We start from the raw sequence: 26,699 nt of genomic DNA on the forward strand, positions 1-26,699 counted from the left end.
TGGCATCCTGATCAAGCAGGCCCGCGCCGAACATCACGGTGACGATCAGCGCCAGCTACACCACTCGACGGGACAGCATCTGGCTGGCCGGGCCGATTGCCCCTGCCGAGGCAACTGCGGGAAGTCAGGGGCCTGTCGCGGCCCCGGTCTGTGGAACCCGATGGCTGTGCCTGTGGGGCCGGTTGCGAGCACGAGCGCCTGCGGCGCAAGCCTTTGTCTCGCCTCTGGCGCGAGCGCCAACCGGCTCGGCGGGGCCTCCGGCGGGAGTATTTGGGAAACGGGCAAGAGCTAGTCGCGGCGGAGAGAAATCGTGCCGTTCGGTTCGCCCGTCATGTCCTCGGTGAAGCCGAGGGCGGTGAGGACCGGGGAAAGTTTCGTCCGGGCGACGGTGACTTCGGAGGGGTCGAGGAAGGGGATCAGGATGCGGCGGATGCCGGTGAGGGCGGCCTCGGTTAGGGCCTCGGCGGGAAGGAGCGGGCCTGACAGACGCAGCACGTCGGGGCGGGCGTCGGCGAGGAGTTTGTGCAGGCCGGACCAGATGCCGTCGGGGTTGAGCGTGACATGCGACCAGGCGATGCCGGTGGGATCGGGGAAGTTCAGCGCGACGATGCGGCGCGCCATGAGCCGGAGCGCGGGGCGCTCCTCGTGGAGCGTGACATGCAGATCGGGGATCGCGGCGCGGGCGCGCAGGGCGACGAAGCCGATGCCGCAGTCGAGGTCGAGCAGCCGGGTGCAGCCGGAGAGAAAACCTGCGATGTTGCGGGCATGGCGGCGGTCGAACTTGCCGGATTTCAGCACTTCGAGGCTGGCTGCGGTAAAGATGCGGGGGTCGAGCGGGATCTTCAGCCCCTGGTTTTCGACCAGCTCCAGCGGGATATCCTGCGACAGGTCGGCCGAGCCGGAGACATAGGGCGAGGCGAAGGGGGAGCCCCATCCGGGCGGGGGCGGGGTGCGGCGTTCGGCCTTGGGCTGCGCGTTGCGGCGCTGTTCCAGCCGGGTCTGGACGGCCTTCACCGCCTCGGGGTCGCGGGGTTTGGGAGGTTTGGCCACCACCTGACTGATCGGGACATCGGAGGCCGCGATCAGGGTCTGCACATAGGCCCGGTAATCGGGCGACTGCCGGTATTCGGCCAGCCGCGCTTCGGCCCGTTCGTGCGCGGCCTCGTGCAGGCGGCGGACCTCGGGGTCCTGAAGGAGGGCGGCCATGATCTGCGCGCGACGCTCGCGGTGGCGGAAGATGCGGGTGTCCTCGACTTCGTTGCGGTCCTGCAGGGACCAGTAGTCGGCGTTGTACTTGTCCTTCTTGAGATTCGCGTTGCCGCGGAACTTGCGCAGGCTGTAGGCGTCCATCGACTTGATGGCGTAGTGGTTGATCTGCGCCCAGTCGTAGCCCACTGTCCGGCGGATCGACCGCCAGCCGCGGAACTTGAACCAGTCTTCCAGCGGTCGGCCCGAGCCGTTGACCCAGAGCAGCGTGTCGGGGTAGTCGGTTTCCTTGTGCTGCGACTTGATGATCGGACGGTGCATCCCGAGGCGCAGGTATTTCGGATCGAACCTGAAAAGGGTCTTGGTGCCCCAGCCCTTGTTCCAGAACTCGGGTGCGGCGCGGGTGAACTGGTCGGTGATGGGCGCGCGCGACCAGGCGCGGATGCCGGAGGAGCCGAAAATGCGCCAGGTGAGGACCATCGCGCTGGCGCCCATCGCGTTCAGGTCGGCGACCATGCCGTCCAGCGTGCCCGAAGGATGGTTGATGCAGAGGAATTCATCGGCGTCGAGGACGAGGAGCCAGTCGGAGTTGACGATGAGCTCTTCTTCCGCTGCGGCCTTCAGCATGGACGGGTGCGGCTTCATGCCTTCGGGAATGATGTTTTCCCGGTGGTGGACGCCGATGTCCATCGCTTCAAGGCGTTTCAGCAGGGCATCCGTGCCATCCGAACAATCGTTCGTATAGACCATGATCTCGGTGAAGCCGACGGCGAAATGGTGGGCAACCCATTCGACGACGGTCGGGCCTTCGTCCTTCATGGTGGACAGCGCCACCAGCGAGCCGTGCGGGCTGGTCTGTCTGGTGAAGGTCATTCTTCCAGCGCGGCGGTGGGGTCGATGTCCAGCTTTTCGCACATGCGGGCGATGTAGCTGCCTTTCAGCGGCGGGTTCTTGCGCCACCAGGGACGGGCGGCGTTGGTGTAGATGTGGACCGACAGGGTCTGTTCGGTGAAGTGGCCCTCGACGTTGGAATGGGGGTCGTAGAACACATCGTTCAGCTGGAAGGGCACGGGGTAGAGCGTGTCGGCCCCCATCGCCTTGTCGATGTCGCCGGTTTTCGTGGCGAAATGGGTGAAGGCCTGGGGGCCGAAGGCGGTGCGTTCGGTCTGGTAGATGCGGACGGGTTTCGGCAGCCGGGGATCCAGCTTGTCCATCTTGCGGCGCTGCTTGTTGCCCCACCAGGCGGGGTAGTCGGGCAGGTTGTCGTAGTAGTCGAGCAGGCTTTCGATCAGCCTGCCCGTCTGCGGCATGGCGACGACGCCGCAGTTCAGCGCGCCGCGCATGCCGTGGCCGGCGTAGACGTGCTCTTGCCCCTCGGGGAATGGGCGGTGGCAGAAGGCGTCGCAGTCGATCCAGATCGCCCCGGTTTTCTGGATCATCTTGTAGCGGAACACGTTCGACAGGAACGAGGCCGAGGTTTCGGCCACGATGGCGCGGTCGATGTCCATGATTTCCGAGGCGGGGCGAACCTCGACGCCCTTGGGAACGTTGCGGACCAGGTCGGTGCAATACAGCGTCACCGGATGGCCCATCACCAGATGCGACTTGAGGCACAGCTGATTGATGTAATGCAGGCTTTCGCCAATCCAAAGCGAGGCGACAGGGCGGCGGTTCAGGTCCATGCGGGGGCCTTTGCGGGTCAGAATACGGTGGCGAAACGGTCGGGCAGGCGGAAGAGCGACTTGGTGCGCCCGCCGCCGAAGAAGGTGATCCTGCCGTCATGCAGATGCTGCTGTTCGTCGATCATGCGCTTGCGGAAGTCGGGGAGTTCGATGTCCTCGCGTTCGGCCACGCCCTTCGAGAGCTTGAGGAAGGTCTCCAGATCCTTGCCCCAGGCCTTTCCGACCTCTTCGGGGGGGCGGTCGCCGGCCATGGTCGCACGCATGTCCTTGCGGCTCTTCAGCCGTTCGGTGACCATTTCATAGTCGAAAAAGCGCAGATGGATCAGGTAGAGATGCGGGTCCAGAACGCGCGGCTGATGGCTGTTCGCGTGCCCGCCGATGGTGAAGCCGGTTTCCTTGCGCAGCACGCAGGGCTTGGCATAGTTTGCATTCGCCCGGAACACCCGGCGGCGGGACAGGATGGGCGCGTCGTCGGCCAGGGGCTCGGGTTCAGCCTCGGGGTTGTGGATCAGCTCGATCCCGAAGGGGCAGAGGGATGCCGGGACGCGCTTGCCGGTATAGGTGCCTAGGTAGGTGACCAGATCCGGCGCGACGGCGGGATCGACGATCACCACCTCGTCCACGTCGCCGACGATGAACCAGTTGTAATAGCGCAGCATCCCGGCCGAGAACTGGCTGTTGATGCCCCAGCGCCGCCGCTCCAGCCGCCAGAGAGTCGGGTCGCGCGGCAGGCGGATGACGTTCGCGCCTTCGCAGATGCGGTCGTGTTCAGGGTCGCCGCCATGCGAGAGGATGTAAAGATGTTCGCGCCCGAACTGGCGGCCGTAGTAGTCCACCCAGCGCTTCAGGAAATAGTAGTCCTTGTAGACCATGGTCATGGCCCCGGCCGGCTTCTTGGTCGGGTCGAGCGTGGCTGGTCCGGGCTGGGTGGGGGGTTCGGTCATCCGGCCTTCCTGGGGCATGCGGACGGACCGTATCACGCGGATTCGCGCGGGTTCAAGCGCGGGAAGCGGCCTGCCGCCCCGCCCGCAGCCGGTCGATCGGACGGCGCAACGGTCGCTGATGCCGCGCGGCTCAGGTCCGTTACCCCTCGGCCCTGCCGGACATGCGGATGTCCGAACGCGGGCCCGGACGTCAGGGACCTGCGTCCGGGCCGGATGGCTCAGCTGGTTGCGGCCTGAAGGGCCAGGTCCATCAGGGCCTTGATCTCGTCCCTGGCCGTGCCGGCAACGATGCGGCCAAGCTCCTTGTCGCCCTTCAGGACGACAAGGGTGGACCGGCGGGGTATGTTCAACTGTTTGACCAGATCGCCGTCGGACCAACGGTCCCAGTCGACGTTGATGAAGCTGAGGGATTGCTCATATTTCGGATTTTCCTTCAGCAGCGCAGTGATGACCCGTTCCTGCGCGGCGCAGGTGGAACACCAGCTGGCCTTGAAATCCAGAAATACGGTCTTGCCTGCGGCCAGTTCGGCCTTGAGCAGCTCGGGCGTGTAGTCGGCGGCGGCATGGGCGGCGACCGGCAGGGCCAGGGTCACGGCGGCGGTGGCAATCAGGAAGTCGCGGCGGTTCATGGGAAGCTCCGTTCAGAAGGAAACGCTGAGGTCGATCAGCCAGGTGGGAAGGTGGTCGATGAGCCAGGCTTCGGCGATGTGGTGCCAGCGGAAGAGGATGGCGAGGCCGACGGCCAGGAACATCGCCCCCATCAGCGGCTTGGCGCGGTCGGCCAGACGGCGCAGCAGGTCGCGGCGGCGCAGGATCGCGGCGCGTGCGCCGTAGCCCAGCGCAAGGATCACCGTGCCGACCCCGGCGGCGAAGGCGGTCATGATTGCGCCCGCCCAGCCGAGGCTTTGCCCCTGGCTGGCAAGGCTGATCGCGCCGCCAAGGGTGGGGCCGATGCAGGGGCTCCAGACCGCGCCGAGGAGGATACCGGCAAGCACCTGCCCGCCAAGGCCGGACCGGTCGATCCCGTCGATCCCGGCATCGGCGCGGGCGGCGAAACCGGCGGTGACGGTGGCGAAGCCGGCATTCAGGCGGGGGATCAGGAGGATCAGGCCGAAGCCGATCATCAGCACGGCGCCGGCCTGTGCCAGGCTGCGTTCGTCAAGGCCGATGGCCTGACCGAAAGCGGTGACCGTGAGGCCGAGGGTGACAAAGCTGACCGCCATGCCGCCCGCCATGGCCAGAGGTCCAAGCCGATGCGCCTGCAAGGCCGAGGCCAGCACTATAGGCAGCACCGGCAGGACGCAGGGGTTGATCAGGGTCAGAAGCCCGGCAAGATATGCAAAGACAAGGTCCATGGCATGACCTTGCCTTGTGAGCCGGTTACAGTCACTCAAACCTTTCGTTGGCCTGTGTGATCCGCCGCGAGGCGGTTGTAACAATCGGCGTCAGCCGGGCGGCTGCCATAGCTCGATGGGCGTGCCTTCGGGATCGTGGATGCGGGCGAAGGTGCCGTAACTGCCGTCGCCGTCCCAATCGGCGCGGGTTTCGACCTCGATCCCCGCGGCGCGCAATGCCGCGATCATTCCGGTCAGGTCATCGACGCGCAGGTTCAGCATCCATTGCCGTTCGGCGGCAAAATAGTCGGTGTCGGCCTTGAAGGGCGAAAGGACCGTCGGCCCGGCCTGTTGCATCCAGACCGAGACATCGGGCTGAGTGATGCCAAGATGGGTGCGATACCAGTCGTTCAACGCGGCAGGGTCCTGCGCCCGGAAGAAGATGCCGCCGATGCCGGTGACCTTGGCCATGCCTGCCTCCCAAAGCAAAAGGGCCGCCTTGATGGCGACCCTCTCACATCCGGCGGACGGCGGAAAGGCTTAGCCGTTGACCACGTCCTTCAGCGCCTTGGCGATGGCGAACTTGACCTGCTTGTCGGCCGGCTTGGTCATCGTCTCGCCCGTGGCGGGGTTGCGGACCTGACGTTCCGGGCGGGCCTTGCAGGCCACTTTGCCGAGGCCCGGCAGCGTGACGGTGCCGCCAGCGGCGACTTCGCGCGACACGACGGCGGCGATGGCATCCAGAGCGGCAGTCGCAGTCTTCTTGTCCCCACCCATCTCTTCGGCAACGGCGGCCACCAGCTGGGTCTTGGTCATCGGTTTGGACATTTGATCATCCTTCGTTGTTATTCGCTTCGTGTCATATGCACGGTTCGGCCCGCAAAGCACGGGCGTCCACCCCCGGTTGCGGGGCCACGGCCCAGACACACGGTTTGAGGCCCGAAATCAAGCCCCGAACCGAGAAACAAGGGGGTTTGACGGTTTTTTCGCCGTCTAGAGGAAGGCTGTTTCCTCGAAACTGCGCAGTTTCCGGCTGTGAAGGCGCTCGATCGGCGTTTCGCGCAAACGCTCCATGGCGCGGATGCCGATCTGGAGATGGCGGCTCACCTGCGTCTTGTAGAAGTCGGACGCCATGCCGGGCAGTTTCAGCTCGCCATGCAGGGGCTTGTCGCTGACACAGAGCAGCGTGCCGTAGGGCACCCGGAAGCGGAACCCGTTCGCGGCGATGGTCGCCGACTCCATGTCCAGCGCCACGGCGCGGGATTGCGACAGGCGGCGGACCGGGCCGGACTGGTCGCGCAGCTCCCAATTGCGGTTGTCGATGGTGGCGACCGTGCCGGTGCGCATGATGCGCTTCAGCTCGTAGCCTTCCAGCTGCGTCACCTCGGCCACCGCCTTTTCCAGCGCGATCTGGATCTCGGCCAGCGCCGGGATCGGCACCCAGACCGGCAGGTCGTCGTCCAGCACATGATCCTCGCGCAGATAGGCGTGGGCCAGGACGAAATCACCCAGGGACTGGCTGTTCCGCAGCCCCGCGCAATGGCCGACCATCAGCCAGGCATGGGGCCGCAGGACGGCGATATGGTCGGTGGCAGTCTTGGCGTTGGAGGGGCCGACGCCGATGTTGACCAGCGTGATCCCGTTCCCGTCCGCCCTTTTCAGATGGTAGGTCGGCATCTGCGGCATCTTCGGGCAGGGCTGGATCACCCCGTCCGGCGTGGTGATGATCTGGTTCCCGGTCGCCACGAAGGCGGTGTAGCCCGAGGTCGGGTCGGCCAGCGCCGAACGGGCATAGGCCTCGAACTCGTCCACATAGAACTGATAGTTGGTGAACAGGACGTGGTTCTGAAAATGCGTCGGGTCCGTCGCGGTGTAATGCGACAGGCGGGCCAGGCTGTAGTCCACCCGCTGCGCGGTAAACGGCGCAAGGGGGGCCGAGCCGTCGTCATAGCGCGTCATCACCCCGTTCACGATGTCGTCGTTTGTCGTGACCAGGTCCGGCACGTCGAACACGTCGCGCAAGCTGAAGTCCATCACCCCCTCCTGCGGGATCGCAACTTCGCTGCCCGAGACGGCGAAATGCACCGGCATCGGCGTGTCGGACAGGCCCACCTCGACCGTGACGCCGTGATTGCGGATCAGAAGCTCGATCTGCTGGATCAGGTAGTTGCGGAACAGGTCGGGCCGCGTGACCGTGGTGGCATAGGTGCCGGGCGCCGAGACATGGCCGAAGGCAAGGCGGGTGTCGATCTTGTCGAAGCTGGTGACCGTCAGCCGGATCTCGGGGTAATAGGCGCGGATGCGGCGGCCGGGATGGCCTTTGGACACGGTTTTCAGGAACTGTTCGGACAGAAAGCGGGTGGCCTGGAAATAGAGCAGCTCAAGACGGTCCACGGCCTCGGCGGCATTGGTGAAACTTTCCATTGCCGGGGCGTCCGGGGTGAGAATGGCGCTGTTCTGGTCGTCTTGCATTCCGGGGTCCTGCGGTTGATCCGGCATATAAGCCGAAAGCCGGGCAGGTCCGCAAGTGAAGCCATTGTAACGGCCGTGGCTGCCCCGAAATCCCCCGTGCCAAGCCCCGCCTCCTGCGCTGGCCTCTTGCACACCGCTGTCCGCCCTCCGATAGTCCGGCCATGTCCACGCTTCTGTCCCTTGGCCACGGCTATTCCGCCCGCGCCCTTGCCCGCCGCCTGATCCCCCAGGGCTGGCGCGTCATCGGCACCACCCGCAACCCCGCCAAGGCCGAAGCCTTCCGCGCCGAGGGGGTCGAGCCGCTGCTCTGGCCCGGCGACCTGGGTCCGGCGCTGGAGCGGGCGACGCATATCCTGTGTTCGGCGGCACCGGATGCGGCGGGGGATCCGTTCCTTCGTGCGGAACCGCGCATCGCGCAGTCAGGGGCGGTCTGGGTCGGCTATCTGTCCACCACCGGGGTCTATGGCGACCACGCGGGCGGCTGGGTCGATGAGACGACTCCGCTGACGCCGCAGTCCGACCGGGGGCGGCAGCGGGTGCTGGCCGAAAGCCAGTGGATGGCGACAGGTCTGCCCGTCCACATCTTCCGGCTGGCGGGCATCTACGGCCCGGGGCGCGGCCCGTTCGAGAAGGTCCGCGACGGAACCGCGCGGCGGATCATCAAGCCGGGGCAGGTGTTCAGCCGCATCCATGTGGACGACATCGCGCAGGTGCTGGAGGCGTCGATCCGCCGCCCCAACCCGGGCGCGGTCTATAATGTCTGCGACGACAACCCCTGCCCGCCGCAGGACGTGATTGCCCATGCGGCGCATCTGCTGGGGATGCCGGAACCGCCCGCCGTGCCCTTCGAGGAGGTGGCCCCCACGATGACGCCGATGGCGCTGGGCTTCTACAGCGAGTCGAAGAAGGTGCGGAACGACCGGATCAAGGACGAGCTTGGCGTGACGCTTCTCTATCCCGACTATCCCCAGGGTCTGGCCGCGCTGCTGGCCGGGGGGCAGGACTGACGCAGCCTACTCGGCGGCAAGATCGCGCGGCTGGGTGGCAAGGATCGCCTCGGTCACTTCGGACAGCGCCAGTGCGGCCGCGCCATGTGCCCAGAGCAGATCGCCCCAGGCGTGGATCTCGATGGGCGGACGCGAACGGCCGGTCTGGATCGTCAGGTTGTCCATCTCGGCCAGGGTCTCGGCGGCGTAAAGGTAGTCATAGCGCATCCGCTCGCCCGAAAGGATGATGAGCGCAGGGTCGAAGAGGTTGACCACGTTCGACAGCCCGACCGCCAGGTAGCGCCCGGCGCGGCGGAAGATCGACCTGGCGGTGGCGTTCCCGGCCTTGGCATGGTCGTACAGGCTTTCCAGAAGCACGTTGATCGGCTGGCTTTCCTTGTGGCCCCAGTTCAGCGCGGTCGTCGCCTCGCGCGCCAGGGCATAGTCGGCGACATAGGCCTCAAGGCAGCCGCGCTGGCCGCAGCGGCACAGGGCGCCGTCGAGATGGACCTTGGTATGCCCAAGCTCCATCCCAAGGCGCTGGGCGCCGCGATAGATGCGGTGGTTCATCACGCAGCCCATGCCGACACCGTGTTCGATGGTGACGACGGCAAAGTCGGACAGGCTGCGTCCGGCGCCGAACCATAGCTCGGCCAGGGCGACGAGGTTCGCGTCGTTATCGACGAAGACCGGAACCCCCAGCCGCGCCGTCGCCGCCGCCGCGATCGGCACCGCGCGTTCGACAAGGATCGAGGACCACAGCGCCATGCCTGCGGCGCAATCGACAAAACCCGGCAGGCCGATGCCGACGCCGGACAGCTGCGCGCGGTCGATCGCCGCCTTGGCGCAGACCTGTTCCAGAAGGGTCTGGATCGTATCGAGAATCTCGTCGACCTGCATCGGGCCAGGCTGGCGCGGGATGGCATGGTCGGCGATCAGCTTGCCGGCGAAATCGACGACGACAGCGGTGTGCTCGCGGTCGGACAGCTTCATCCCCGCGACGAGATGCGCGCCCGCACGCACGCCAAGCGACACCGCCGGGCGGCCGCGACCGGCCTCGCCATCGCGGGGGACGGCGACCTCTTCAATCAGGCCCGCCTCGATGAGTTCCGACGAAATCGTCGTGACCGAAGCCGGGCTGACCCCAAGATCCTTGGCCAGCTGCACACGCGGGATCAGGCCGGCGGCGCGGACAAGGTCGAAGACCTGCTGGCGCAGCGGCCTCTGGCTTTCGGTCAACGGCGGGATCAGGGGACCCACGCCCTTGCGCCCCTCCGTGTTGGCAGACCGAGTCGCCTTCGCCAGCATTCTTTCACACCCCGAAGTAAAAGCCGCCGATTCCGTCGTCGCGCGATGGGCGGTAGAGCCATTCCTGCCCGATCGTCAGCAGTTCCGCCTGAACTTCAGCTAAGACCAGCAGAATAATTTTGACAACTGAAATTGATATGGCAGCGTGGCCATGGTTTTGTTCAACTTTGGGATGAGCATTTTCACAAACCGCAATCAAGGGATGAACGCCGATGCAGAGACTGCTTTGGACCGCCGCACTGATGCTGATGAGCCTGACTTCGGCGGGTCTTGCCGAGGGGAAGAAGATCGGCGTGGCCTGGGGGGACCTTGCGCAGCCGCGCTGGCGGTGGGATGTCACCGCGATGCGGTCGATCATCGAGCGGAAGGGCAACAAGTATCTGCCGTTCAACGCGGGTGGATCGGCGGCGAAGCAGCTGCAGGACATCGAACAGATGATGAACGAAGGCGTGGACGCCATCGTGATCCAGGCTGTCGACAAGGAAACGATCATGACCTCGGTCGAGCGCGCCGCCGCAGCCGGGATCCCGATGGTTGCCTATGACCGCCTGATCGAACATCCCGGCGTTTTCTACATCACCTTCGACAACGTCGGCGTGGGCCGCCTGATCGCGGCCATCGTCAAGGAGAAGCAGCCGACGGGGAACTATGCGATCATCAAGGGGGATCCGGGCGATGCCAACTCGGACTTCCTGCGGCAGGGTATGGAAGAGGTGATCGGCGCGGCCGTGGCTGGCGGGCAGATCAGGATCGTCGGCGAGGTCTATACCGACGGCTGGAATCCCGACGCGGCCAAGGCGAACATGGAAAAGATCCTGGCCGAGAACGGCAACCAGGTCGATGCCGTCCTTGCCGAGAATGACGGCATGGCCGGTGGCGCGATCGAGGCGTTGCAGGCCGCGGGCCTGACTGTGCCGATCGGCGGACAGGATGGCGATCCTGCGGCGCTGAACCGGGTGGCGCAGGGGCTTCAGACGGTGTCGGTCTGGAAGAACAGCTTCGATCTGGCCAAGCAGGCCGGTCAGGTCGCCGTCCAGCTGGCCGAGGGCACGCCGATGAGCCTGATCCCTGAGGCGCGGCAGTTCAGCGGCGGCGAGAAGGGCGTTCCGGTCTGGTCGATCCTGCTGAACCCGACCGCGATCACCGCAGAGTCGCTGGACATCGTGATCGACGCCGAGCATGTGACCAGGAAAGAGGTCTGCAAGAACGCGCTGCCTTCGGTCGCGGCCTGCCAGTAAGCGCGCGTTCCCGGCCATGGCTTGCGCCGATCCCGGCGGGGGTCGGCGCTTTTATTTTTTGACAACTGAAATTATTCGCGGCATCTTCCCGCCTGTTCCGGCGAATCTGCCGGACCGGCCCGCAGAGGCCGATCCATAGGGAGGATACTTATGCGTACCGCAATTCTCGCCGCCGTTCTGGCGGTGACTGGCTTCTCGTCGGCCGCTCTGGCCGAAGGCAAGAAGATCGGCGTTTCCTGGGCCCAGTTCCAGGAAGAGCGCTGGAAGATCGACGAAGCCGCGATGAAGGCCGCCATCGAAGCCGCCGGCAACGAGTACGTCTCGGCGGACGCCCAGTCCTCGGCCGAAAAGCAGCTGTCGGACATCGACGCGCTGATCGCCCAGGGTGTTGACGCGCTGATCATCAACGCTTGGGACAAGGACGCCATCGGCCCGGCGATCGAGAAGGCCGCCGCCGAAGGGATCCCGGTCGTGGGTTACGACCGTCTGATCGAGGACAACCGCACCTTCTACCTGACCTTCGACAACGTCGGCGTGGGCCGGATCATCGCTCAGGAAGTGTACAAACTGGTGCCGAAGGGCAACTACGCGATCATCAAGGGCGACCCGGGCGACCCGAACGTCGGCTTCCTGCGTCAGGGCATGGAAGAAGTCATCGGCGCCGCTGTTGCCTCGGGCGACATCAAGATCGTCGGCGAAGCGAACTCGGACGGCTGGAAGCCCGAGAACGCCCAGAAGAACATGGAGCAGATCCTGACCGCCAACAACAACGCCGTTGACGCCGTTCTGGCACAGAACGACGGCATGGCCGGTGGCGTGGCCGCGGCTCTGGCCGCGCAGGGCCTGAACGTGCCGCTGGGTGGCCAGGATGGCGACCTTGCCGCGATCAACCGCGTGGCACGCGGCACCCAGACCGTGTCGGTCTGGAAGAACGCCCGCGACCTGGGCAAGAAGGCGGGCGAGATCGCGGGGATGCTTGCCGACGGCATGGCGCTGGACGCGATCCCGGGGGCGACCAAGTTCTCGGGTGGTGAAAAGGGTGTCGAGATGAACGCGATCCTGCTGGATCCGACCCCGATCACCAAGGACACGCTGAACCTTGCCATCGAGGCGGGCCACATCACCAAGGAACAGGCCTGCGAAGGCGCGATGCCCGACGTCGCTGCCTGCCAGTGATCTGACCTATCGGCGCCGTCCCCATCGGGGCGGCGCCTTCCTTTTCTCCTGGCTGGACCTGCGCCCTGCGGGGTGTGATGGCGCGCAGTGACGCGCACGGTTCCGGCACAGCCCCATCCCTCTCAGGCTGGACGAGGACATGACCGCTACACCCCAATCCACGACGACACATGCGCCGAAGGAAGGCGGGCTCACCCGCTTTCTGCGCACGACAGAGATCGACCCCCGCCTCTTGGGCATGATCGGCGCGCTGCTCTTGATCTGGCTGGCCTTCGAGGCCTATTCGACCTTTGTCCTCGACCGCCCCTCGATGCTGCTGGGCGCATCCCAGGCCGAGGCGAACGGCTTCCTCACCCCGCGCAACCTGTGGAACCTGTCGGTGCAGACCGCCTATATCGGCATCATGGCGACGGGGATGGTGCTGGTCATCATCACGCGCAACATCGACCTGTCGGTGGGGTCGATCATGGGCATGGTCGGCATGTACATGGGGCTGTTGCAGGTCGAATACCTGACGCCCGCGCTGGGCCTGGGCCATCCGTCGATCTGGATCATCACGGTGATCTTCGGCATCGCCATGGGCGCGCTGATCGGCTGTTTCCAGGGCGTGCTGATCGCCTTCCTGGGCATCCCGGCCTTCATCGTCACGCTGGGCGGACTGCTGGTCTGGCGGGGTGCTGCCTTCCTGGTGGCGGGCGGCAAGACCATTGCTCCGCTGGATGAAACCTTCTCGCTGATCGGCGGCGGGTCCTTCGGCGCGCTGGGCAAGACCGGCAGCTGGATCTTCGCCGTGATCGCCTGCGTCTTCGTGGTCTGGGCCTTCGTCAGCGGCCGCCAGTCGCGCAAGACGCACGGGTTCACCCTGCGCCCGGTCTGGGCCGAGACCTTCGTGATCGCGCTGGTCTGCGGCGCGATCATTGGCGCGACGGCGGTGGTGAACAGCTACATCTGGCCCAAGGGCAATATCGAGAAATACTACAAGGCGCTGGGACAGGAGCTGCCCGAATGCGCCAAGTCGAACAGCACGATCTACAGCGACGTCTGCGCCAGCTTCGGCCACGGCTTCGCCTATCCGGTGCTGATCATGATCGCCGTGGCCATCGCGATGACCGTGCTGATGACCCGCACCCGGTTCGGCCGCTATGTCTTTGCCATAGGCGGCAACCCCGAGGCGGCGGCCCTGTCCGGCATCAACACCCGGGCGATGATCGTGAAGATCTTCACCCTGATGGGCGGTCTGGCAGGCATCGCCGCCGTCATCGGCGCGGCGCGGCAGAACAGCGCCACCAATGCCATGGGCAACCTGGACGAGCTTTACGTCATCGCCGCCGCCGTCGTGGGCGGCACCTCGCTGGCGGGGGGCGTGGGCACGATCTACGGCGCGATCATCGGCGCGCTGATCCTGACCAGCCTGCAGACCGGCATGGTGCTGATCGGCTTCGGCGACGGGTCCTACCAGCGCATCGTGATCGGCATCGCACTGGTGTTGGCCGTCTGGCTCGACATCGTTTACCGCAAACGCATCAAGTAAGGGGCAGAGATCATGGTGGACAGAACCGGAACCCCGCTTGTCGAACTGCGCGACATCTCGATTTCCTTCGGGGGGATCAAGGCCGTGGATCACGTCACGGTCGATCTTTACCCCGGCGAGGTCGTGGGCCTTCTGGGCCACAACGGCGCAGGCAAATCGACGCTGATCAAGTGCCTGTCGGGCGCCTATCGCAAGGACTCGGGCCAGATCTTCATCAACGGCAAAGAGGTGGAGATCAACGATCCCCGCGACGCGCGCGCGCATAACATCGAGACGATCTATCAGACGCTGGCTCTGGCCGACAACCTGGATGCCGCCTCGAACCTGTTTCTGGGGCGCGAGCTGGTGAACCGCTTCGGCTTCGTTGACGAGTCCAAGATGGAAGCCGAGACGCGGAAGATCATGGGTCGGCTCAACCCGAACTTCCGCAAGTTCAACGTGCCGGTGAACGCGCTTTCGGGCGGGCAGCGGCAGTCGGTCGCTATCGCGCGGGCGGTGTATTTCAACGCCAGGATCCTGATCATGGACGAACCGACCGCCGCCCTCGGCCCGCATGAGACGCAGATGGTGGCCGAGCTGATCCAGGAGCTGAAGGCGCAAGGCCTGGGCATCTTCCTGATCGAACACGACATCCACAACGTGATGAAGCTGTGCGACCGGGCCTCGGTGATGAAGAACGGCCAGCTGGTCGGCACGGTGAACGTGGACGAAGTTACCGACGACGACATCCTGGGGATGATCATCCTGGGCAAGAAACCCCAGCATCTGGCCGCGTGATGTATATCGGGCTTGATCTCGGCACATCGGGGATCAAGGGCATCCTGATCGGCGAGGACCAGCAGGTCCTTGCCGAAGCGACGGCCCCCCTGACTGTCCAGCGCCCCGCCGAAGGATGGAGCGAGCAGGCGCCGTCCGAATGGATCAGCGCGGCCGAGACGGTGTTCGACAAGCTGGCGCAGAAGGGTCTGGGCGGGGTGCGCGGGATCGGGCTTTCCGGCCACATGCATGGTGCCACGCTGCTGGATGCCGCGGACGAAGTGCTGCGGCCCTGCATCCTGTGGAACGACACACGTGCCCATGCCGAGGCCGCCGTGCTGGACGGCGATCCGAAGTTCCGGCGGCTGACAGGCAATATCGTTTTTCCGGGATTTACCGCGCCCAAGCTGGTCTGGGTGCAAAAGCACGAGCCGCAGGTCTGGGACCGGGTGGCGAAGGTCCTGTTGCCGAAGGATTACCTGCGGCTCTGGCTGACGGGTGAGCATGTCGGAGAAATGTCGGATGCGGCGGGGACGTCGTGGCTGGATACCGGCAAGCGCGACTGGTCGGACGAGTTGTTGGCCGCCACCGGCCTGAACCGGGCGCAGATGCCCCGTCTGGTCGAGGGAAGCCAGGTTTCAGGCACTTTGCGCGAAGCGCTGGCCAGCCGCTGGGGCCTGCCTAAGTCGGTCGTCGTGGCCGGGGGCGGTGGGGACAATGCCGCCTCGGGCGTGGGCGTCGGCGTGGTGCGCGCGGGCGAGGCCTTTGTCTCGCTTGGCACCTCGGGCGTGCTGTTCGCCGCGAACGACGGCTACCAGCCCGACCCGGCGACGGCGGTGCATACCTTCTGCCATGCCCTGCCGGACACATGGCACCAGATGGGCGTGATCCTGGCCGCGACCGATGCGCTGAACTGGTATGCGAAACTGGTCGGCTCGGACGCCTCGACCCTGACGCGCGAGCTTGGGCCCCTGCAGGCGCCGGGCAAGACCGTCTTCCTGCCCTATCTGGGCGGCGAGCGGACGCCCCTGAACTCAGCCAGCGTGCGAGGGGCCTTCACCGGGCTGGAGCACGCGACCGACCGGCAGGCGGCCACCCGCGCGGTGCTGGAGGGCGTGACCTTTGCCATCCGCGACAGCCGCGACGCACTGGTGGCTACCGGCACCAGGCTGGATCATCTTCTGGCGGTCGGCGGCGGCTCGCGGTCGGACTACTGGCTGCGGCTGATCGCCACTGCGCTGGACTGCCCGGTGCAACTGCCCGTGGCGGGGGATTTCGGCGGGGCCTTCGGCGCGGCGCGGCTTGGCCTGATGGCCGCGACCGGCGCCGGGTCCGAGATTGCGACCCTGCCGCAGATTGCCCGCATCATCGACCCCGATCCTTCCCTCAAGGACGCCTTTGACGCGGGACATGCCCGGTTCCGCGCCGCCCAATCTGCCATCAAGGAGCTGACATGACCGACTTCTTCAAGGGCATCCCCGCGATCAAGTACGAGGGCCCGTCCTCCACCAACGAATTCGCCTTCCGCCACTACAACCCGGACGAAGTGGTCATGGGCAAGCGGCTGGAGGATCACCTCCGTTTCGCCGTGGCCTGGTGGCACAGCTTCGCATGGCCGGGCGGCGACCCGTTCGGCGGGCAGACCTTCGAGCGGCCCTGGTTCGGCGACGGCATGGCGCTGGCCAAACTGAAGGCCGATGTGGCCTTCGAGATGTTCGATATCCTCGGTGTGCCCTTCTACTGCTTCCACGACGCGGATGTCCGCCCCGAGGGCGCGACTTTCGCCGAAAGCCTGAAGAACCTGAACGAGATCGCCGATTACCTGGGCGAGAAGCAGCAGACCCACAAGGCAAAGCTTCTGTGGGGCACGGCGAACCTGTTCAGCCACCGCCGCTGGATGGCGGGCGCGGCCACCAACCCCGACCCGGACGTCTATGCCTATGCCGCCGCCACGGTGAAGGCGAACATGGACGTGACCATGCGCCTTGGCGGGCAGAACTACGTCCTCTGGGGCGGGCGCGAGGGCTATGAGACGCTGCTGAACACCGACCTGAAGGCCGAGCGCGACCACGCGGGTCGCTTCCTGCAACAGGTGGTGGAGTACAAGCACAAGATCGGCTTCAAGGGCACGATCCTGATCGAACCGAAGCCGCAGGAACCCTCGAAGCACCAGTATGACTATGACGTGGCCACGGTCTATGGCTTCCTGAAGGACTTCGGGCTTGAAAAAGAGATCAAGACCAATATCGAACAGGGCCATGCGATCCTTGCCGGTCACAGCTTCGAACACGAGATCGCCCTGGCCGCCGCCCTGGGCATCTTCGGCTCGATCGACATGAACCGAAACGACTACCAGTCCGGCTGGGACACCGACCAGTTCCCGAACAACCATGCGGAAAAGGCGCTGGCCTTCTACGAGATCCTCAAGGCGGGCGGCTACACCACCGGCGGCACCAATTTCGACGCCAAGATCCGGCGTCAGTCGCTGGATCCCGAGGACCTGATCCTCGCCCATGTCGGCGGTATGGACACCTGCGCCCGCGCGCTCAAGTCCGCGGCGGCGCTGCTGGAGTCGGGAGAGCTGGAGGCCGCGAGGGCCGAGCGTTATGCCGGCTGGAAGGACCCCAGGGCGCAGGCGATGCTGAAAGGCTCGCTGGAAGAGGCCGCCGCGCGGGTGATGGCCGAGAAGATCGAGCCGCAGCCGAAATCCGGGCGGCAAGAGCGGCTGGAGAACCTGTGGAACCGCTACGTCTGACTGACGCGGAAGGAAACCCCGCCCCGGGCTTGGCCCGGGGCCTCTTGCCGAACTGTCACCACCTCTGACCGGGGAGGTCCCGGGTCAAGCCCGGGACGGGGTCTTGGCATATGGACGGAGCCTGCCTTGAACCAGATCGACCGAATCCTTTCCGCCCCGCCTTTCAACCTTGACGGCGCGGCGCGCGCCTGGGTGCGGTCCACCCTTGGCGCGATGGACCGGGCGGCCAAGGTTCGGCAGTTGTTCGTCCATCTCTGCTTTGGCACCGGGGCAGAGGTCGTGGACCGCATCACCGCCCTCGCCCCCGCCGGGATCACCAAATTCTTCGGCCCAGACGCCACGGCGGAACTCGACACCCTCGACGCCCTGCGCGCCGCTGCCCCCATCCCCTACCTCGTCAGCGCCGACCTTGAAGGCAGCCGGATGAGCCCCTCCTTCGGGACCGAGGTGCCGAACCCCCTGGCGCTTGCGGCGGTAGACGACGTGCAGGCCTCTGCCACCATCGCCCGGATCATGGCCGAAGAGGCGCGCGCCGCAGGGATCAACTGGTCCTTCACGCCCGTCATCGACATCAACGCGCTGTTCCGGTCCCCCATCGTGGCGACTCGGGGGCTGGGGTCCGACCCCGACCGCATCCGTAGACACGCCCTGGCGCATATCGCCGAGCTTCAGGCACATGGCGTCGCCGCCACGGTCAAGCACTGGCCGGGCGAGGGACACGACGACCGCGACCAGCATCTGGTGACCACGATCAACCCGCTGTCGCTGGAAGACTGGAACGCCACCCACGGCGCGCTTTACCGTGCCGCTATCGAAGCGGGCGTGATGGCGGTCATGTCGGCGCACATCGCCTTTCCGGGCTATGTCCTTGCCAATGACCCCGACGCGGGGCTCGAGGCCTGCCGCCCCGCCTCGGTTTCGCCCCTTCTCAACCAGACGCTTTTGCGCGGCGAGTTGGGGTTCAACGGCGTGATCGTTTCGGACGCAACGCCCATGGCCGGTTTCGGCGCCTGGGCGCACCGCGACGAGATGTTGCCAGAGGTCGTCGCCTCGGGCTGCGACGTGATCCTGTTCTCGGACGAGCCCGAGGCCGACATCGCCCGGATCGAGGCGGCACTGGACGATGGGCGGATCAGCCCCGAACGGCTGGACGAAGCACTGATCCGGGTTCTGGGGCTCAAGGCCTGGCTGGGGCTGCACCGCGACGGACGCGCGCCCGCCGACCGCAGCCGCCTGGCCCGGCCCGAGGATGCCGCGACCGCGCAAGCGATCACCGGCCGCGCGCCGACGCTGGTGAAGGATGTGCGGGGCCTCCTGCCCCTGTCCCCCGACCGCCACCGCCGCGTTCTGGTCTACACGACCGGCATCGTGACTCCCCTGCATGGCGACGGGATGCCGATGGCCTTCCCGGACATGCTGCGCGCCGAAGGCTTCGAGGTCACGGTCCATCAGCCCGGCGACAAGCTGGACCAGCGCGACTTCGATCTGGTGCTGTTCGTGATGGGCGAGGAAACGCTTCTGACCCGTGGCCGCATCTTCCTGGACTGGAACCGGCTGACCGGAGGCATGCACGGCGCGATGCAGCGGCACTGGCACGAGGTGCCGACGGCGCTGATTTCCTTCGGCTATCCCTATTACCTCTACGACGCGCCCCGGATGCCCTGCGTGGTCAATGCCTATGCCACGATGGACAGCATGCAGCGCGCCACACTCGACTGCCTTCTGGGCCGCGCGCCGTTCCGGGGCACCAGCCCCGTCGATCCCTTCTGCGGCCTGCCAGACGCCCGTTACTGACCTGACTTCGGCTCTCCCCGGCGCCGGATCGACAAGAAAAACTTGTCGGTCTGCCGATTTTCTTGGCTTCCGGCCGCGAGAGCGGGGTGCAAGACTGGCCGGGCAACGGGGTTGGGTGCGACGATGCGAAACGGCGGGCAGCTACTGGTCGAATGTCTGATCGCGCTGGGGGCGCGGAAGGGCTTCGGCGTGCCGGGGGAAAGCTATCTGGCCGTTCTGGATGCGCTGCACGACACGGCCGGCAGGCTGGATTTCGTGCTGTGCCGGAACGAGGGCGGTGCGGCCTTCATGGCAGCGGCCTGGGGCAAGCTGACCGGGCAGCCGGGCCTGTGCTTCGTGACGCGCGGTCCGGGGGTGACCAATGCCTCGATCGGCATCCACACGGCGATGCAGGACAGCGCGCCGATGATCGTTCTGGTCGGCCAGGTCGGCACCGATATGCGCGGGCGCGAGGCCTTCCAGGAACTCGACTACCGCGCGGTTTTCGGCACCATGGCGAAATGGGTGGTCGAGATCGACGATGCAAACCGCATCCCCGAGCTTCTCTCCCGCGCCTGGATCACCGCCACCACGGGCCGCCCCGGCCCGGTGGTCATCGCCCTGCCCGAGGACATGCTGTCCGGTCCCGCCTCGGCTCCGGCGCTGACCGGCCCCGCCCGCATTGGCGAGCCGGCGCCCGAACCGGCAGCCCTTGCCGAGGCGCTGGCGCTGCTGGCAGGCGCCGAACGCCCTGCGATCCTGATTGGCGGCTGCAACTGGACCGAGGCCGGTCGGGCCGCCCTGCAAGGCTTTGCCGAGGCCTCCGACATCCCCGTGGTGGCGGCGCTGCGCTATCAGGACATGTTCGACAATCACTCGCCCTGTTACGCGGGCGACCTGGGTCTTGGCCTTGCGGCGGGGGTGCGCAAGACCATGACCGAGGCGGACGTGGTGCTGGCGCTCAACACCCGGTTCGGGGAAATCTCGACCGAAGGCTACACCCTGTTCCAGGTCCCGACGCCGCGGCAGAAGATCATCCATGTCCATGCCTCGGCGGCAGAGATCGGCAAGGTCTATATCCCGATGCTCGGCATACCCGCCGGGCCGAACGCCTTTGTCGCCGCCCTGACCCCGGTGCATGGGCCCTGGGCAGACTGGCGCAAACGGGCGCGGGCGGATTACGAGGCGACCTTTGCCCTGCCGCCGCAGCCCTCTCCGGTGGACATGGGGCTGGTGACTGCCCACCTGCGAGAGGTGCTGCCCGAGGATGCGATCCTGACCAACGGGGCGGGAAATTTCACGGTCTGGCCAAACAAGTTCTTCAGATTCGGCCCCAAGGCGCGGCTTCTGGCCCCGCAGTCCGGCGCGATGGGCTATGGCATCCCCGCCGCGATTGCCGCCAAGGTCGCCTGCCCCGACCGCACCGTGGTCTGCTTTGCCGGGGACGGCGATTTCCAGATGACCTGCCAGGAGCTTGGCACCGCGATGCAGGCCGGGGCGCAGCCGATCATCCTGATCCTGAACAACGGCACCTACGGCACGATCCGCGCGCATCAGGAACGCACCTACCCAGCCCGCGTCCTGGGCACCGATCTGCACAACCCAGATTTCGTGATGCTGGCGAACGCCTACGGCTTTCACGCGGAAAAGGTGAACCGGACCGAGGACTTCCCCGCCGCCTTCGCCCGCGCCCGCGCCAGCCGGACCGGCGCGGTCCTTGACCTTGCCATCTCGGCCGAGGCGCTGACCCCCCGGCAAACCCTGTCGCAGATGCGCGCCACCGCCCTTGCCACGAAAGACCCCAAATGACCCGCCAGATCCGCATTGGCGCCGACATTGGCGGCACCTTCACCGACATCGCCCTGGACCTCGACGGAGCGATCCATTCAACCAAGGTGCTGACGACCTATGCCGCGCCGGAGCAGGCCATCCTTGACGGCATGGACATCGTGCTGGCCGAGGCGGGGCTGGGCTATGGCGACCTGGACCTCCTGATCCACGGCACCACGCTGGCCACCAATGCGCTGATCGAACGGCGCGGGGCGAAGGTCGCCTTCGTCACGACCGAAGGCTTCCGCGACGTGATCGAGATGCGCACGGAAAGCCGCTTCGACCAGTATGACCTGAACCTCGTCCTGCCGCCGCCCTTGGTCCCGCGCGAAGACCGCTTTCCCGTCCGCGGCAGGATCGGCGCGCAGGGGCAGGAGCTGGCGCCGCTGGACGAAGCCGCGCTGCACGATCTGGCCGACCGGATCGCCGGGGGCGGCTACGGCGCCGTGGCCATCGGCTTCATCCATTCCTACGCGAACCCCTCCCACGAACGCCGCGCGCGCGACATCATCGCGGCGAAGGTCGCCGTTCCGATCTCCATCTCCTCCGACGTCTCGCCCCAGATGCGCGAGTTCGAACGCTTCAACACCGTCTGCGCCAATGCCTATGTCCGCCCGCAGATGGCCGATTACCTGGGCCGGCTGCAGACCCGGTTGAAAGACAGGGGCGCGACATGCCCCGTGTTCATGATTCATTCCGGCGGCGGGCTGATCTCGGTCGAAACCGCCGCCGAGTTCCCGGTGCGGCTGGTGGAATCCGGCCCGGCAGGCGGGGCGATCTTTGCCGCCGACGTGGCGCAAAGGTTCGGACTGGAGAAGGTGGTCAGCTTCGACATGGGCGGGACCACGGCCAAGATCTGCCTGATCGAGGGCTATCAGCCCAAGACCGCACGCACCTTCGAGGTTGCGCGCACCACCCGTTTCGCCAAGGGGTCGGGCATGCCGATCTCGATCCCGGTGATCGAGATGATCGAGATTGGTGCGGGCGGCGGCTCGCTGGCCTGGGTCGATGCCATGGGGCGCATCCAGACCGGCCCGGAAAGTGCCGGGTCCGAGCCAGGCCCGGCCTGCTATCAGCGCGGCGGCACCAGGCCCGCGATCACCGATGCCGATCTGGTGCTGGGCAAGATCGACCCCGACAGCTTTGCCGGTGGCGCGATCCGGCTGTCCACCGACAAAGCCCGGTCCGCGATAGCTACCGGGGTGGGCGACCGGCTGGGTCTGCCCGTCGAGGCCGCCGCCTTCGGCATCGTCGAGGTGGTGGACGAGAACATGGCCAATGCCGCGCGTGTTCATGCGGTGGAAAACGGCAAGAACATCTCGGACAACATCATGGTGGCCTTTGGCGGGGCCGCGCCCCTGCACGCCGCGCGGCTGTGCGAGAAGCTGGGGATCGACCAATGCCTTGTCCCGCCGGGCGCGGGGGTCGGGTCGGCCATCGGGTTCCTGAAGGCCCCCTTCGGCTATGAGGCGCTGGCCTCCAGGGTCATCCGGCTGTCCAGCTTCGATGCCGATGCCATGAACGCGCTGGTGGCCGACCTCAAGACCACGGCGGAAGGCTTCGTCCGCTCGGGCAGTTCGGGCGCCATCCGGCGCGAGATCATCGCCTACATGCGCTATGTCGGGCAGGGCTGGGAGATCCCGCTGCCGCTGCCCGACCGCAGCTTTGCCCCCGGCGATGCCGACACCCTGCGCCGCGACTTCCGGACCGCTTATGCGCGGTTCTTCGGGCGGGCCATCGACGGGCTTGAAGACCTTGAGATCGAGATCGTCACCGTCTCGGTCAAGGCGCAGGACCTTCGCCCCGCGCCCACCCGGCACGACCTTACCCTGGGCCATACCGAGGCGGGTGCGCCGCTCTCACGTCCCGTGTTCGATCCGGCGCGGGGTGAGACCCTCTTCAGCACGGAGGTCGCGCGCGACGCGCTGCGGCCGGGCGACCGGGTGAAGGGTCCGGCCGTGGTGGTGGAGCGCGAAACGACGACCATCGTCACCTCGCCCTTCGACGTGGTGATGCAGGGCGACGGCAGCCTGCTTCTGATCCGCAGGGAGGCGGGGAAATGACCGACGCGACCTTCGACATCCGCATGCAGGTGATGTGGAACCGGCTGATTTCCGTGGTGGAGGAGCAGGCGATGACGCTCCTCCGCACCGCCTTTTCCACCTCTGTTCGCGAGGCCGGGGACCTGTCGGCGGGCGTCTTCGACCCGCAGGGCCGGATGCTGGCGCAGGCGGTCACCGGCACGCCGGGCCATGTGAACACGATGGCCGAGGCGGTGGGACATTTCATCGCCGAAATCGGGCGCGGGAACATGTTTCCGGGCGACACCTATGTGACCAACGACCCCTGGAAGGGCACAGGGCACCTGCACGACATCACCATGGTCTCGCCCAGCTTCAAGGGCGACCGACTGGTCGGGTTCTTCGCCTGCACGGCGCATGTGGTCGATGTCGGCGGGCGGGGCTTCGGGGCGGATGGCAAGTCGGTCTACGAGGAAGGCATCCAGATCCCGATCATGAAATTCGCCGAACGCGGCGCAGTGAATGACACGCTGATCCGGCTTCTGCGCGCCAATGTGCGCGAGCCCGATCAGGTCGTGGGCGATTTCTACTCGCTGGCCGCCTGCAACGACGTCGGCCACCGCCGCCTGATCGCGATGATGGAGGAAACCGGGCTGGACAGGCTGGACGCGCTGGGCGAGTTCATCTTCACCCGCACCAGGGCGGCGATGGCCGAACGCATCGCGGCCCTGCCCAGAGGGCGGTGGGAGAATGTCCTGCTGACCGACGGCTACGACGCCCCGGTGAAACTGGCCTGCACGGCAGAGATCGGAGACGGGGTGGTGAACGTGGACTTCACCGGGTCTGATCCGGTGAACGCAAAGGGCATCAACGTGCCGGTGATCTACACCAAGGCCTATGCCTCTTACGCGCTGAAATGCGTGGTCGCGCCGGACATCCCGAACAACTGGGCCTCGCTTCAGGCCTTCACCATCAGCTCGCCCGAGAACATCCTGAACGCCCCCCGGCCCGCGCCCGTCTCGGTGCGGCATGTCATCGGCCATCTGGTCCCCGATCTGGTCCTTGGCGCGCTGGCGCAGGCGCTGCCGGGCAAGGTGCTGGCCGAAGGCGCGGCGGCCTTGTGGAACATCCACATGTCGGTGCGCCCCGTCGCCGGTCAAGCCGGGCGGCGGGCCGAGATCCTGATGTTCAACTCGGGGGGAATGGGAGCCCGGCCCGGGCTGGACGGGCTGTCGGCCACCGCCTTCCCCTCGGGCGTGATGACCATGCCGATCGAGGCGACGGAACAGACCGGCCCGGTGGTGATCTGGCGCAAGGAACTGCGCCCGGATTCGGGCGGCGACGGGCAGTTTCGCGGCGGGCTGGGCCAGATCATCGAGATCGAACCTGCGCCGGGGCATGAGTTCGACTTCTCGGCCATGTTCGACCGGGTGGGCCATCCGGCGCGCGGCCGCGACGGCGGGCAGCCGGGGGCTCCGGGCGGCGTGGCGCTGGACGATGGCACGCAACTGAAACCGAAGGGCTGGCAGCATGTCCCTGCCGGGCGGCGGCTGGTGCTGCACCTGCCGGGCGGAGGAGGCTTTGGCGATCCCGCCGACCGCGACCCGAAGGCGCGGGCCAATGATCTGTCGAAGGGCTATGTGACGAAATGACCTCTCCACTCTACGACCGCATCCTGTTGACCGGCGCCGCCGGACGTCTTGGCACCCATCTGCGCGGCGGGCTTGCGCCCCTGTGCCGCGAGCTGCGTCTGGCCGATCTGGCCCCGATCGCCGACCTGCGCCCGAACGAGACCGCGTTGCGGTTCGACCTCGCCGACATGGCCGCGACCGTCGCCGCCTGCGAGGGCGTCGATGCCATCGTCCATTTCGGCGGCATCGCGATGGAGGCCGGCTGGGAGGCCGTGCTGAACGCCAATATCCGCGGCAGCTATCACGTCTACGAAGGCGCGCGGCAGCATGGCGTGGGGCGGGTGGTCTATGCCAGCTCCGTCCACGCCATCGGCTACCATCGGCTGGAGGACCAGATCGACGCCAGGGCCCCGCACCGGCCTGACGGGCTTTACGGGTTGTCGAAATGCTTTGCCGAAGACCTCGGGCGGCTCTACTGGGACAAGTTCGGGATCGAGACGGCGGCGCTGCGCATCTTCTCCAGCTTTCCCGAACCGGCGGACCGGCGGATGCTGTGGTCCTGGCTGTCGTTTCAGGATTGCATCCGGCTGGTGACCGCCGCCCTGACCGCCCCGCGCGTGGGCTTCACCACGGCCTTCGGCATTTCGGACAACAGGGTCAAGCCGGTCGACAACCGTCTGGCGCGGCATCTGGGCTTTCACCCGCTGGACAACACCGAAGCCTACCGCGCCCAGGTCGAGGAGAAGACACCCACCCCCGATCCCCGCGCAGAATCCGTCGCGCGGCTGGGCGGCTGGTTCATCGACCTCGGCCACCCCGACGACACCGACGACAAGGACGCAACATGAAACCCCGTTACGATGTCGTCATCGTCGGCGGCGCGGTCATCGGCTCGGCGGTCGCCTATTTCCTGATGGCGAACCCGGATTTCGACGGCTCGGTGCTGGTGGTAGAGCGCGACCCGACCTATCGCCAGGCCTCGACCGCGCTGTCGGCCTCCTCGATCCGGGTGCAGTTCTCCAACCCGATCAACGTGAAGATCAGCCAGTTCGGCGCGGCCTTCCTGCGCGACTTTGCGACCACGATGCAGGTCAGGGGAGAGGCCCCTCCGGAGCTGAACTTCCACCCCGGCGGCTATCTCTTTCTGGCCAGCACCGCCGAGGGCGCACGGATCTTGCGGGAAAACCACGCCGTGCAGCGCGCCTGCGGGGCGGATGTGGTCCTCTGGGGGCCAGAGGAGCTGCAACACGCCTTCCCGCATCTGCGGGTCGATGACATCCTGCTGGCAAGCTATGGCCAGTCCGGCGAGGGCTGGTTCTCCAACACCGGGCTGATGAACGGCTTCAAGGCCAAGGCCCGCGAGCTGGGCGCGGATTATGTGACCGACGAAGTCGTGGCCATCGGGCGTGACGGGGGCCGGGTCACTTCGGTCACGCTGAAATCCGGGGCGGTCGTCTCCGCCGGCACAGTGGTCAACGCCTCGGGGCCTCGCGCCGCGCTCACCGCGCGCATGGCCGGGTTGGACCTGCCGGTAGAGCCGCGCAAGCGCACCGTCTTCGTCTTTGACTGCGCCACCTCGCCCGAGGGCAGCGCTAGGGTGAACGGCGGGCGCCTGCCGCTGATGATCGACCCTTCGGGCGTCTTCTGCCGCCCCGAGGGCCGTTATTTCCTGACCGGCGCGCCCCCCGCCGAAGACCCCGCCGTCGATTGGGACGACTTCACGCCGCGCTGGGAAGAATTCGACGACATCATCTGGCCCGCCCTCGCCCGGCGGTCCCCGGCCTTCGAGGCGATCAAGCCCGTCAATCAATGGGCCGGGCACTATGATTTCAACACGCTGGACCACAACCTGATCGTCGGCCCACACCCCGAGCTGCCGAATTTCCTTTTCGCCAACGGCTTTTCCGGCCACGGGCTGCAACAGGCCCCGGCGACCGGGCGCGCGGTATCCGAACTCATCACCTATGGCGGCTTCCGCACCCTGGACCTGTCGGAGGTCGGCTATGGCCGCATCGTGCAAAACCGCCCCTTCCTGGAAAAAGCCGTGATCTGACGC

Annotated in this window: 22 protein-coding genes; 13 read left to right on the top strand and 9 right to left on the bottom strand. The window is 66.5% G+C overall.

Annotated elements, in window-relative coordinates:
* Nucleotides 1-288: 288 nt before the first annotated feature.
* From D5084_RS14445 to D5084_RS14480, 8 genes are all read right to left on the bottom strand, one after another.
* The gene (locus D5084_RS14445) at nucleotides 289-2,079 is read right to left on the bottom strand and encodes a glycosyltransferase family 2 protein (RefSeq protein WP_128516210.1); all 1,791 of its coding nucleotides are present in this window, start codon (nucleotides 2,077-2,079) and stop codon (nucleotides 289-291) included.
* Nucleotides 2,076-2,888 carry a hypothetical protein gene (locus D5084_RS14450; protein WP_238382664.1) on the bottom strand — a complete coding sequence of 271 codons (813 nt, stop codon included), beginning with the start codon at nucleotides 2,886-2,888 and terminating at the stop codon, nucleotides 2,076-2,078. The genes D5084_RS14445 and D5084_RS14450 overlap by 4 nt, the downstream gene beginning before the upstream one ends.
* 17 nt (nucleotides 2,889-2,905) lie before the next feature.
* Entirely contained in the window at nucleotides 2,906-3,832 is a 927-nt protein-coding gene (locus D5084_RS14455; protein ID WP_162302443.1) for a glycosyltransferase family protein, read from the bottom strand.
* A gap of 218 nt (nucleotides 3,833-4,050) precedes the next feature.
* Nucleotides 4,051-4,461, bottom strand: a complete 411-nt coding sequence (locus D5084_RS14460) for a thioredoxin family protein (protein WP_128516212.1) — start codon at nucleotides 4,459-4,461, stop codon at nucleotides 4,051-4,053.
* A gap of 12 nt (nucleotides 4,462-4,473) precedes the next feature.
* Nucleotides 4,474-5,187, bottom strand: a complete 714-nt coding sequence (locus tag D5084_RS14465) for a cytochrome c biogenesis CcdA family protein (RefSeq protein WP_128516213.1) — start codon at nucleotides 5,185-5,187, stop codon at nucleotides 4,474-4,476.
* A gap of 90 nt (nucleotides 5,188-5,277) precedes the next feature.
* The gene (locus D5084_RS14470; RefSeq protein WP_128516214.1) at nucleotides 5,278-5,637 is read right to left on the bottom strand and encodes a VOC family protein; all 360 of its coding nucleotides are present in this window, start codon (nucleotides 5,635-5,637) and stop codon (nucleotides 5,278-5,280) included.
* A 69-nt stretch (nucleotides 5,638-5,706) separates the two neighbouring features.
* The gene (locus D5084_RS14475; protein WP_128516215.1) at nucleotides 5,707-5,994 is read right to left on the bottom strand and encodes an HU family DNA-binding protein; all 288 of its coding nucleotides are present in this window, start codon (nucleotides 5,992-5,994) and stop codon (nucleotides 5,707-5,709) included.
* Between the two features lie 165 nt (nucleotides 5,995-6,159).
* Nucleotides 6,160-7,638: an AMP nucleosidase gene (locus D5084_RS14480; RefSeq protein ID WP_128516216.1), complete on the bottom strand. Its 1,479-nt coding sequence runs from the start codon at nucleotides 7,636-7,638 to the stop codon at nucleotides 6,160-6,162.
* Between the two features lie 161 nt (nucleotides 7,639-7,799).
* Between D5084_RS14480 and D5084_RS14485 the strand changes: the two genes are divergently transcribed.
* On the top strand, nucleotides 7,800-8,645 hold the full coding sequence (locus D5084_RS14485) for an SDR family oxidoreductase (protein ID WP_128516217.1): 846 nt from the start codon (nucleotides 7,800-7,802) through the stop codon (nucleotides 8,643-8,645).
* 6 nt (nucleotides 8,646-8,651) lie between these two features.
* Here the strand turns inward: D5084_RS14485 and D5084_RS14490 are convergent, their stop codons facing one another.
* Nucleotides 8,652-9,932, bottom strand: a complete 1,281-nt coding sequence (locus D5084_RS14490) for an ROK family transcriptional regulator (RefSeq protein ID WP_128516218.1) — start codon at nucleotides 9,930-9,932, stop codon at nucleotides 8,652-8,654.
* A gap of 212 nt (nucleotides 9,933-10,144) precedes the next feature.
* Between D5084_RS14490 and D5084_RS14495 the strand changes: the two genes are divergently transcribed.
* The 12 genes from D5084_RS14495 to D5084_RS14550 all read left to right on the top strand — a co-directional run bounded on the left by D5084_RS14495 (nucleotide 10,145) and on the right by D5084_RS14550 (nucleotide 26,696).
* Complete coding sequence (locus D5084_RS14495) at nucleotides 10,145-11,170, top strand: substrate-binding domain-containing protein (protein ID WP_128516219.1); 1,026 nt, start codon at nucleotides 10,145-10,147, stop codon at nucleotides 11,168-11,170.
* A 150-nt stretch (nucleotides 11,171-11,320) separates the two neighbouring features.
* Nucleotides 11,321-12,346, top strand: coding sequence for a substrate-binding domain-containing protein (locus D5084_RS14500; RefSeq protein ID WP_128516220.1), 1,026 nt, complete (start codon nucleotides 11,321-11,323; stop codon nucleotides 12,344-12,346).
* A 139-nt stretch (nucleotides 12,347-12,485) separates the two neighbouring features.
* Entirely contained in the window at nucleotides 12,486-13,877 is a 1,392-nt protein-coding gene (locus D5084_RS14505; RefSeq protein WP_128516221.1) for a sugar ABC transporter permease, read from the top strand.
* Nucleotides 13,878-13,889: 12 nt separating this feature from the next.
* A complete protein-coding gene (locus tag D5084_RS14510) occupies nucleotides 13,890-14,654 on the top strand; it encodes an ATP-binding cassette domain-containing protein (RefSeq protein WP_128516222.1) in 765 nt (254 codons plus the stop codon).
* Nucleotides 14,654-16,090 carry a xylulokinase gene (gene xylB, locus D5084_RS14515; protein WP_128516223.1) on the top strand — a complete coding sequence of 479 codons (1,437 nt, stop codon included), beginning with the start codon at nucleotides 14,654-14,656 and terminating at the stop codon, nucleotides 16,088-16,090. Before D5084_RS14510 ends, xylB begins: the two co-directional genes overlap by 1 nt.
* On the top strand, nucleotides 16,087-17,388 hold the full coding sequence (gene xylA, locus D5084_RS14520) for a xylose isomerase (RefSeq protein ID WP_128516224.1): 1,302 nt from the start codon (nucleotides 16,087-16,089) through the stop codon (nucleotides 17,386-17,388). Before xylB ends, xylA begins: the two co-directional genes overlap by 4 nt.
* 126 nt (nucleotides 17,389-17,514) lie before the next feature.
* Nucleotides 17,515-19,182 carry a glycoside hydrolase family 3 protein gene (locus D5084_RS14525; protein ID WP_238382665.1) on the top strand — a complete coding sequence of 556 codons (1,668 nt, stop codon included), beginning with the start codon at nucleotides 17,515-17,517 and terminating at the stop codon, nucleotides 19,180-19,182.
* Between the two features lie 123 nt (nucleotides 19,183-19,305).
* Nucleotides 19,306-20,970 carry a thiamine pyrophosphate-dependent enzyme gene (locus D5084_RS14530; protein ID WP_128516369.1) on the top strand — a complete coding sequence of 555 codons (1,665 nt, stop codon included), beginning with the start codon at nucleotides 19,306-19,308 and terminating at the stop codon, nucleotides 20,968-20,970.
* Nucleotides 20,967-23,054, top strand: coding sequence for a hydantoinase/oxoprolinase family protein (locus tag D5084_RS14535; RefSeq protein WP_128516225.1), 2,088 nt, complete (start codon nucleotides 20,967-20,969; stop codon nucleotides 23,052-23,054). Before D5084_RS14530 ends, D5084_RS14535 begins: the two co-directional genes overlap by 4 nt.
* Nucleotides 23,051-24,664, top strand: coding sequence for a hydantoinase B/oxoprolinase family protein (locus D5084_RS14540; RefSeq protein ID WP_128516226.1), 1,614 nt, complete (start codon nucleotides 23,051-23,053; stop codon nucleotides 24,662-24,664). Before D5084_RS14535 ends, D5084_RS14540 begins: the two co-directional genes overlap by 4 nt.
* A complete protein-coding gene (locus D5084_RS14545) occupies nucleotides 24,661-25,491 on the top strand; it encodes an NAD-dependent epimerase/dehydratase family protein (protein ID WP_128516227.1) in 831 nt (276 codons plus the stop codon). Before D5084_RS14540 ends, D5084_RS14545 begins: the two co-directional genes overlap by 4 nt.
* Nucleotides 25,488-26,696 (top strand): NAD(P)/FAD-dependent oxidoreductase, encoded by a 1,209-nt coding sequence (locus tag D5084_RS14550; RefSeq protein WP_128516228.1) that lies wholly within the window; start codon nucleotides 25,488-25,490, stop codon nucleotides 26,694-26,696. Before D5084_RS14545 ends, D5084_RS14550 begins: the two co-directional genes overlap by 4 nt.
* The last annotated feature ends 3 nt before the right edge of the window (nucleotides 26,697-26,699 follow it).

The organism is Tabrizicola thermarum (assembly GCF_003574395.1).
GTDB classification, from domain to species: domain Bacteria; phylum Pseudomonadota; class Alphaproteobacteria; order Rhodobacterales; family Rhodobacteraceae; genus Tabrizicola; species Tabrizicola thermarum.

Bases quoted from the DNA above. Each gene is read 5' to 3' on its own strand.
- D5084_RS14470 (WP_128516214.1), bottom strand. From the start codon at position 5,637: ATGGCCAAGGTCACCGGCATCGGCGGCATCTTCTTCCGGGCGCAGGAC.
- D5084_RS14540 (WP_128516226.1), top strand. From the start codon at position 23,051: ATGACCGACGCGACCTTCGACATCCGCATGCAGGTGATGTGGAACCGG.
- D5084_RS14510 (WP_128516222.1), top strand. From the start codon at position 13,890: ATGGTGGACAGAACCGGAACCCCGCTTGTCGAACTGCGCGACATCTCG.
- D5084_RS14485 (WP_128516217.1), top strand. From the start codon at position 7,800: ATGTCCACGCTTCTGTCCCTTGGCCACGGCTATTCCGCCCGCGCCCTT.
- D5084_RS14550 (WP_128516228.1), top strand. From the start codon at position 25,488: ATGAAACCCCGTTACGATGTCGTCATCGTCGGCGGCGCGGTCATCGGC.
- D5084_RS14450 (WP_238382664.1), bottom strand. From the start codon at position 2,888: ATGGACCTGAACCGCCGCCCTGTCGCCTCGCTTTGGATTGGCGAAAGC.
- D5084_RS14495 (WP_128516219.1), top strand. From the start codon at position 10,145: ATGCAGAGACTGCTTTGGACCGCCGCACTGATGCTGATGAGCCTGACT.
- D5084_RS14500 (WP_128516220.1), top strand. From the start codon at position 11,321: ATGCGTACCGCAATTCTCGCCGCCGTTCTGGCGGTGACTGGCTTCTCG.
- D5084_RS14445 (WP_128516210.1), bottom strand. From the start codon at position 2,079: ATGACCTTCACCAGACAGACCAGCCCGCACGGCTCGCTGGTGGCGCTG.
- D5084_RS14480 (WP_128516216.1), bottom strand. From the start codon at position 7,638: ATGCAAGACGACCAGAACAGCGCCATTCTCACCCCGGACGCCCCGGCA.
- D5084_RS14460 (WP_128516212.1), bottom strand. From the start codon at position 4,461: ATGAACCGCCGCGACTTCCTGATTGCCACCGCCGCCGTGACCCTGGCC.
- xylB (WP_128516223.1), top strand. From the start codon at position 14,654: ATGTATATCGGGCTTGATCTCGGCACATCGGGGATCAAGGGCATCCTG.
- D5084_RS14505 (WP_128516221.1), top strand. From the start codon at position 12,486: ATGACCGCTACACCCCAATCCACGACGACACATGCGCCGAAGGAAGGC.
- D5084_RS14465 (WP_128516213.1), bottom strand. From the start codon at position 5,187: ATGGACCTTGTCTTTGCATATCTTGCCGGGCTTCTGACCCTGATCAAC.
- D5084_RS14545 (WP_128516227.1), top strand. From the start codon at position 24,661: ATGACCTCTCCACTCTACGACCGCATCCTGTTGACCGGCGCCGCCGGA.
- D5084_RS14530 (WP_128516369.1), top strand. From the start codon at position 19,306: ATGCGAAACGGCGGGCAGCTACTGGTCGAATGTCTGATCGCGCTGGGG.
- D5084_RS14455 (WP_162302443.1), bottom strand. From the start codon at position 3,832: ATGACCGAACCCCCCACCCAGCCCGGACCAGCCACGCTCGACCCGACC.
- xylA (WP_128516224.1), top strand. From the start codon at position 16,087: ATGACCGACTTCTTCAAGGGCATCCCCGCGATCAAGTACGAGGGCCCG.
- D5084_RS14475 (WP_128516215.1), bottom strand. From the start codon at position 5,994: ATGTCCAAACCGATGACCAAGACCCAGCTGGTGGCCGCCGTTGCCGAA.
- D5084_RS14535 (WP_128516225.1), top strand. From the start codon at position 20,967: ATGACCCGCCAGATCCGCATTGGCGCCGACATTGGCGGCACCTTCACC.
- D5084_RS14490 (WP_128516218.1), bottom strand. From the start codon at position 9,932: ATGCTGGCGAAGGCGACTCGGTCTGCCAACACGGAGGGGCGCAAGGGC.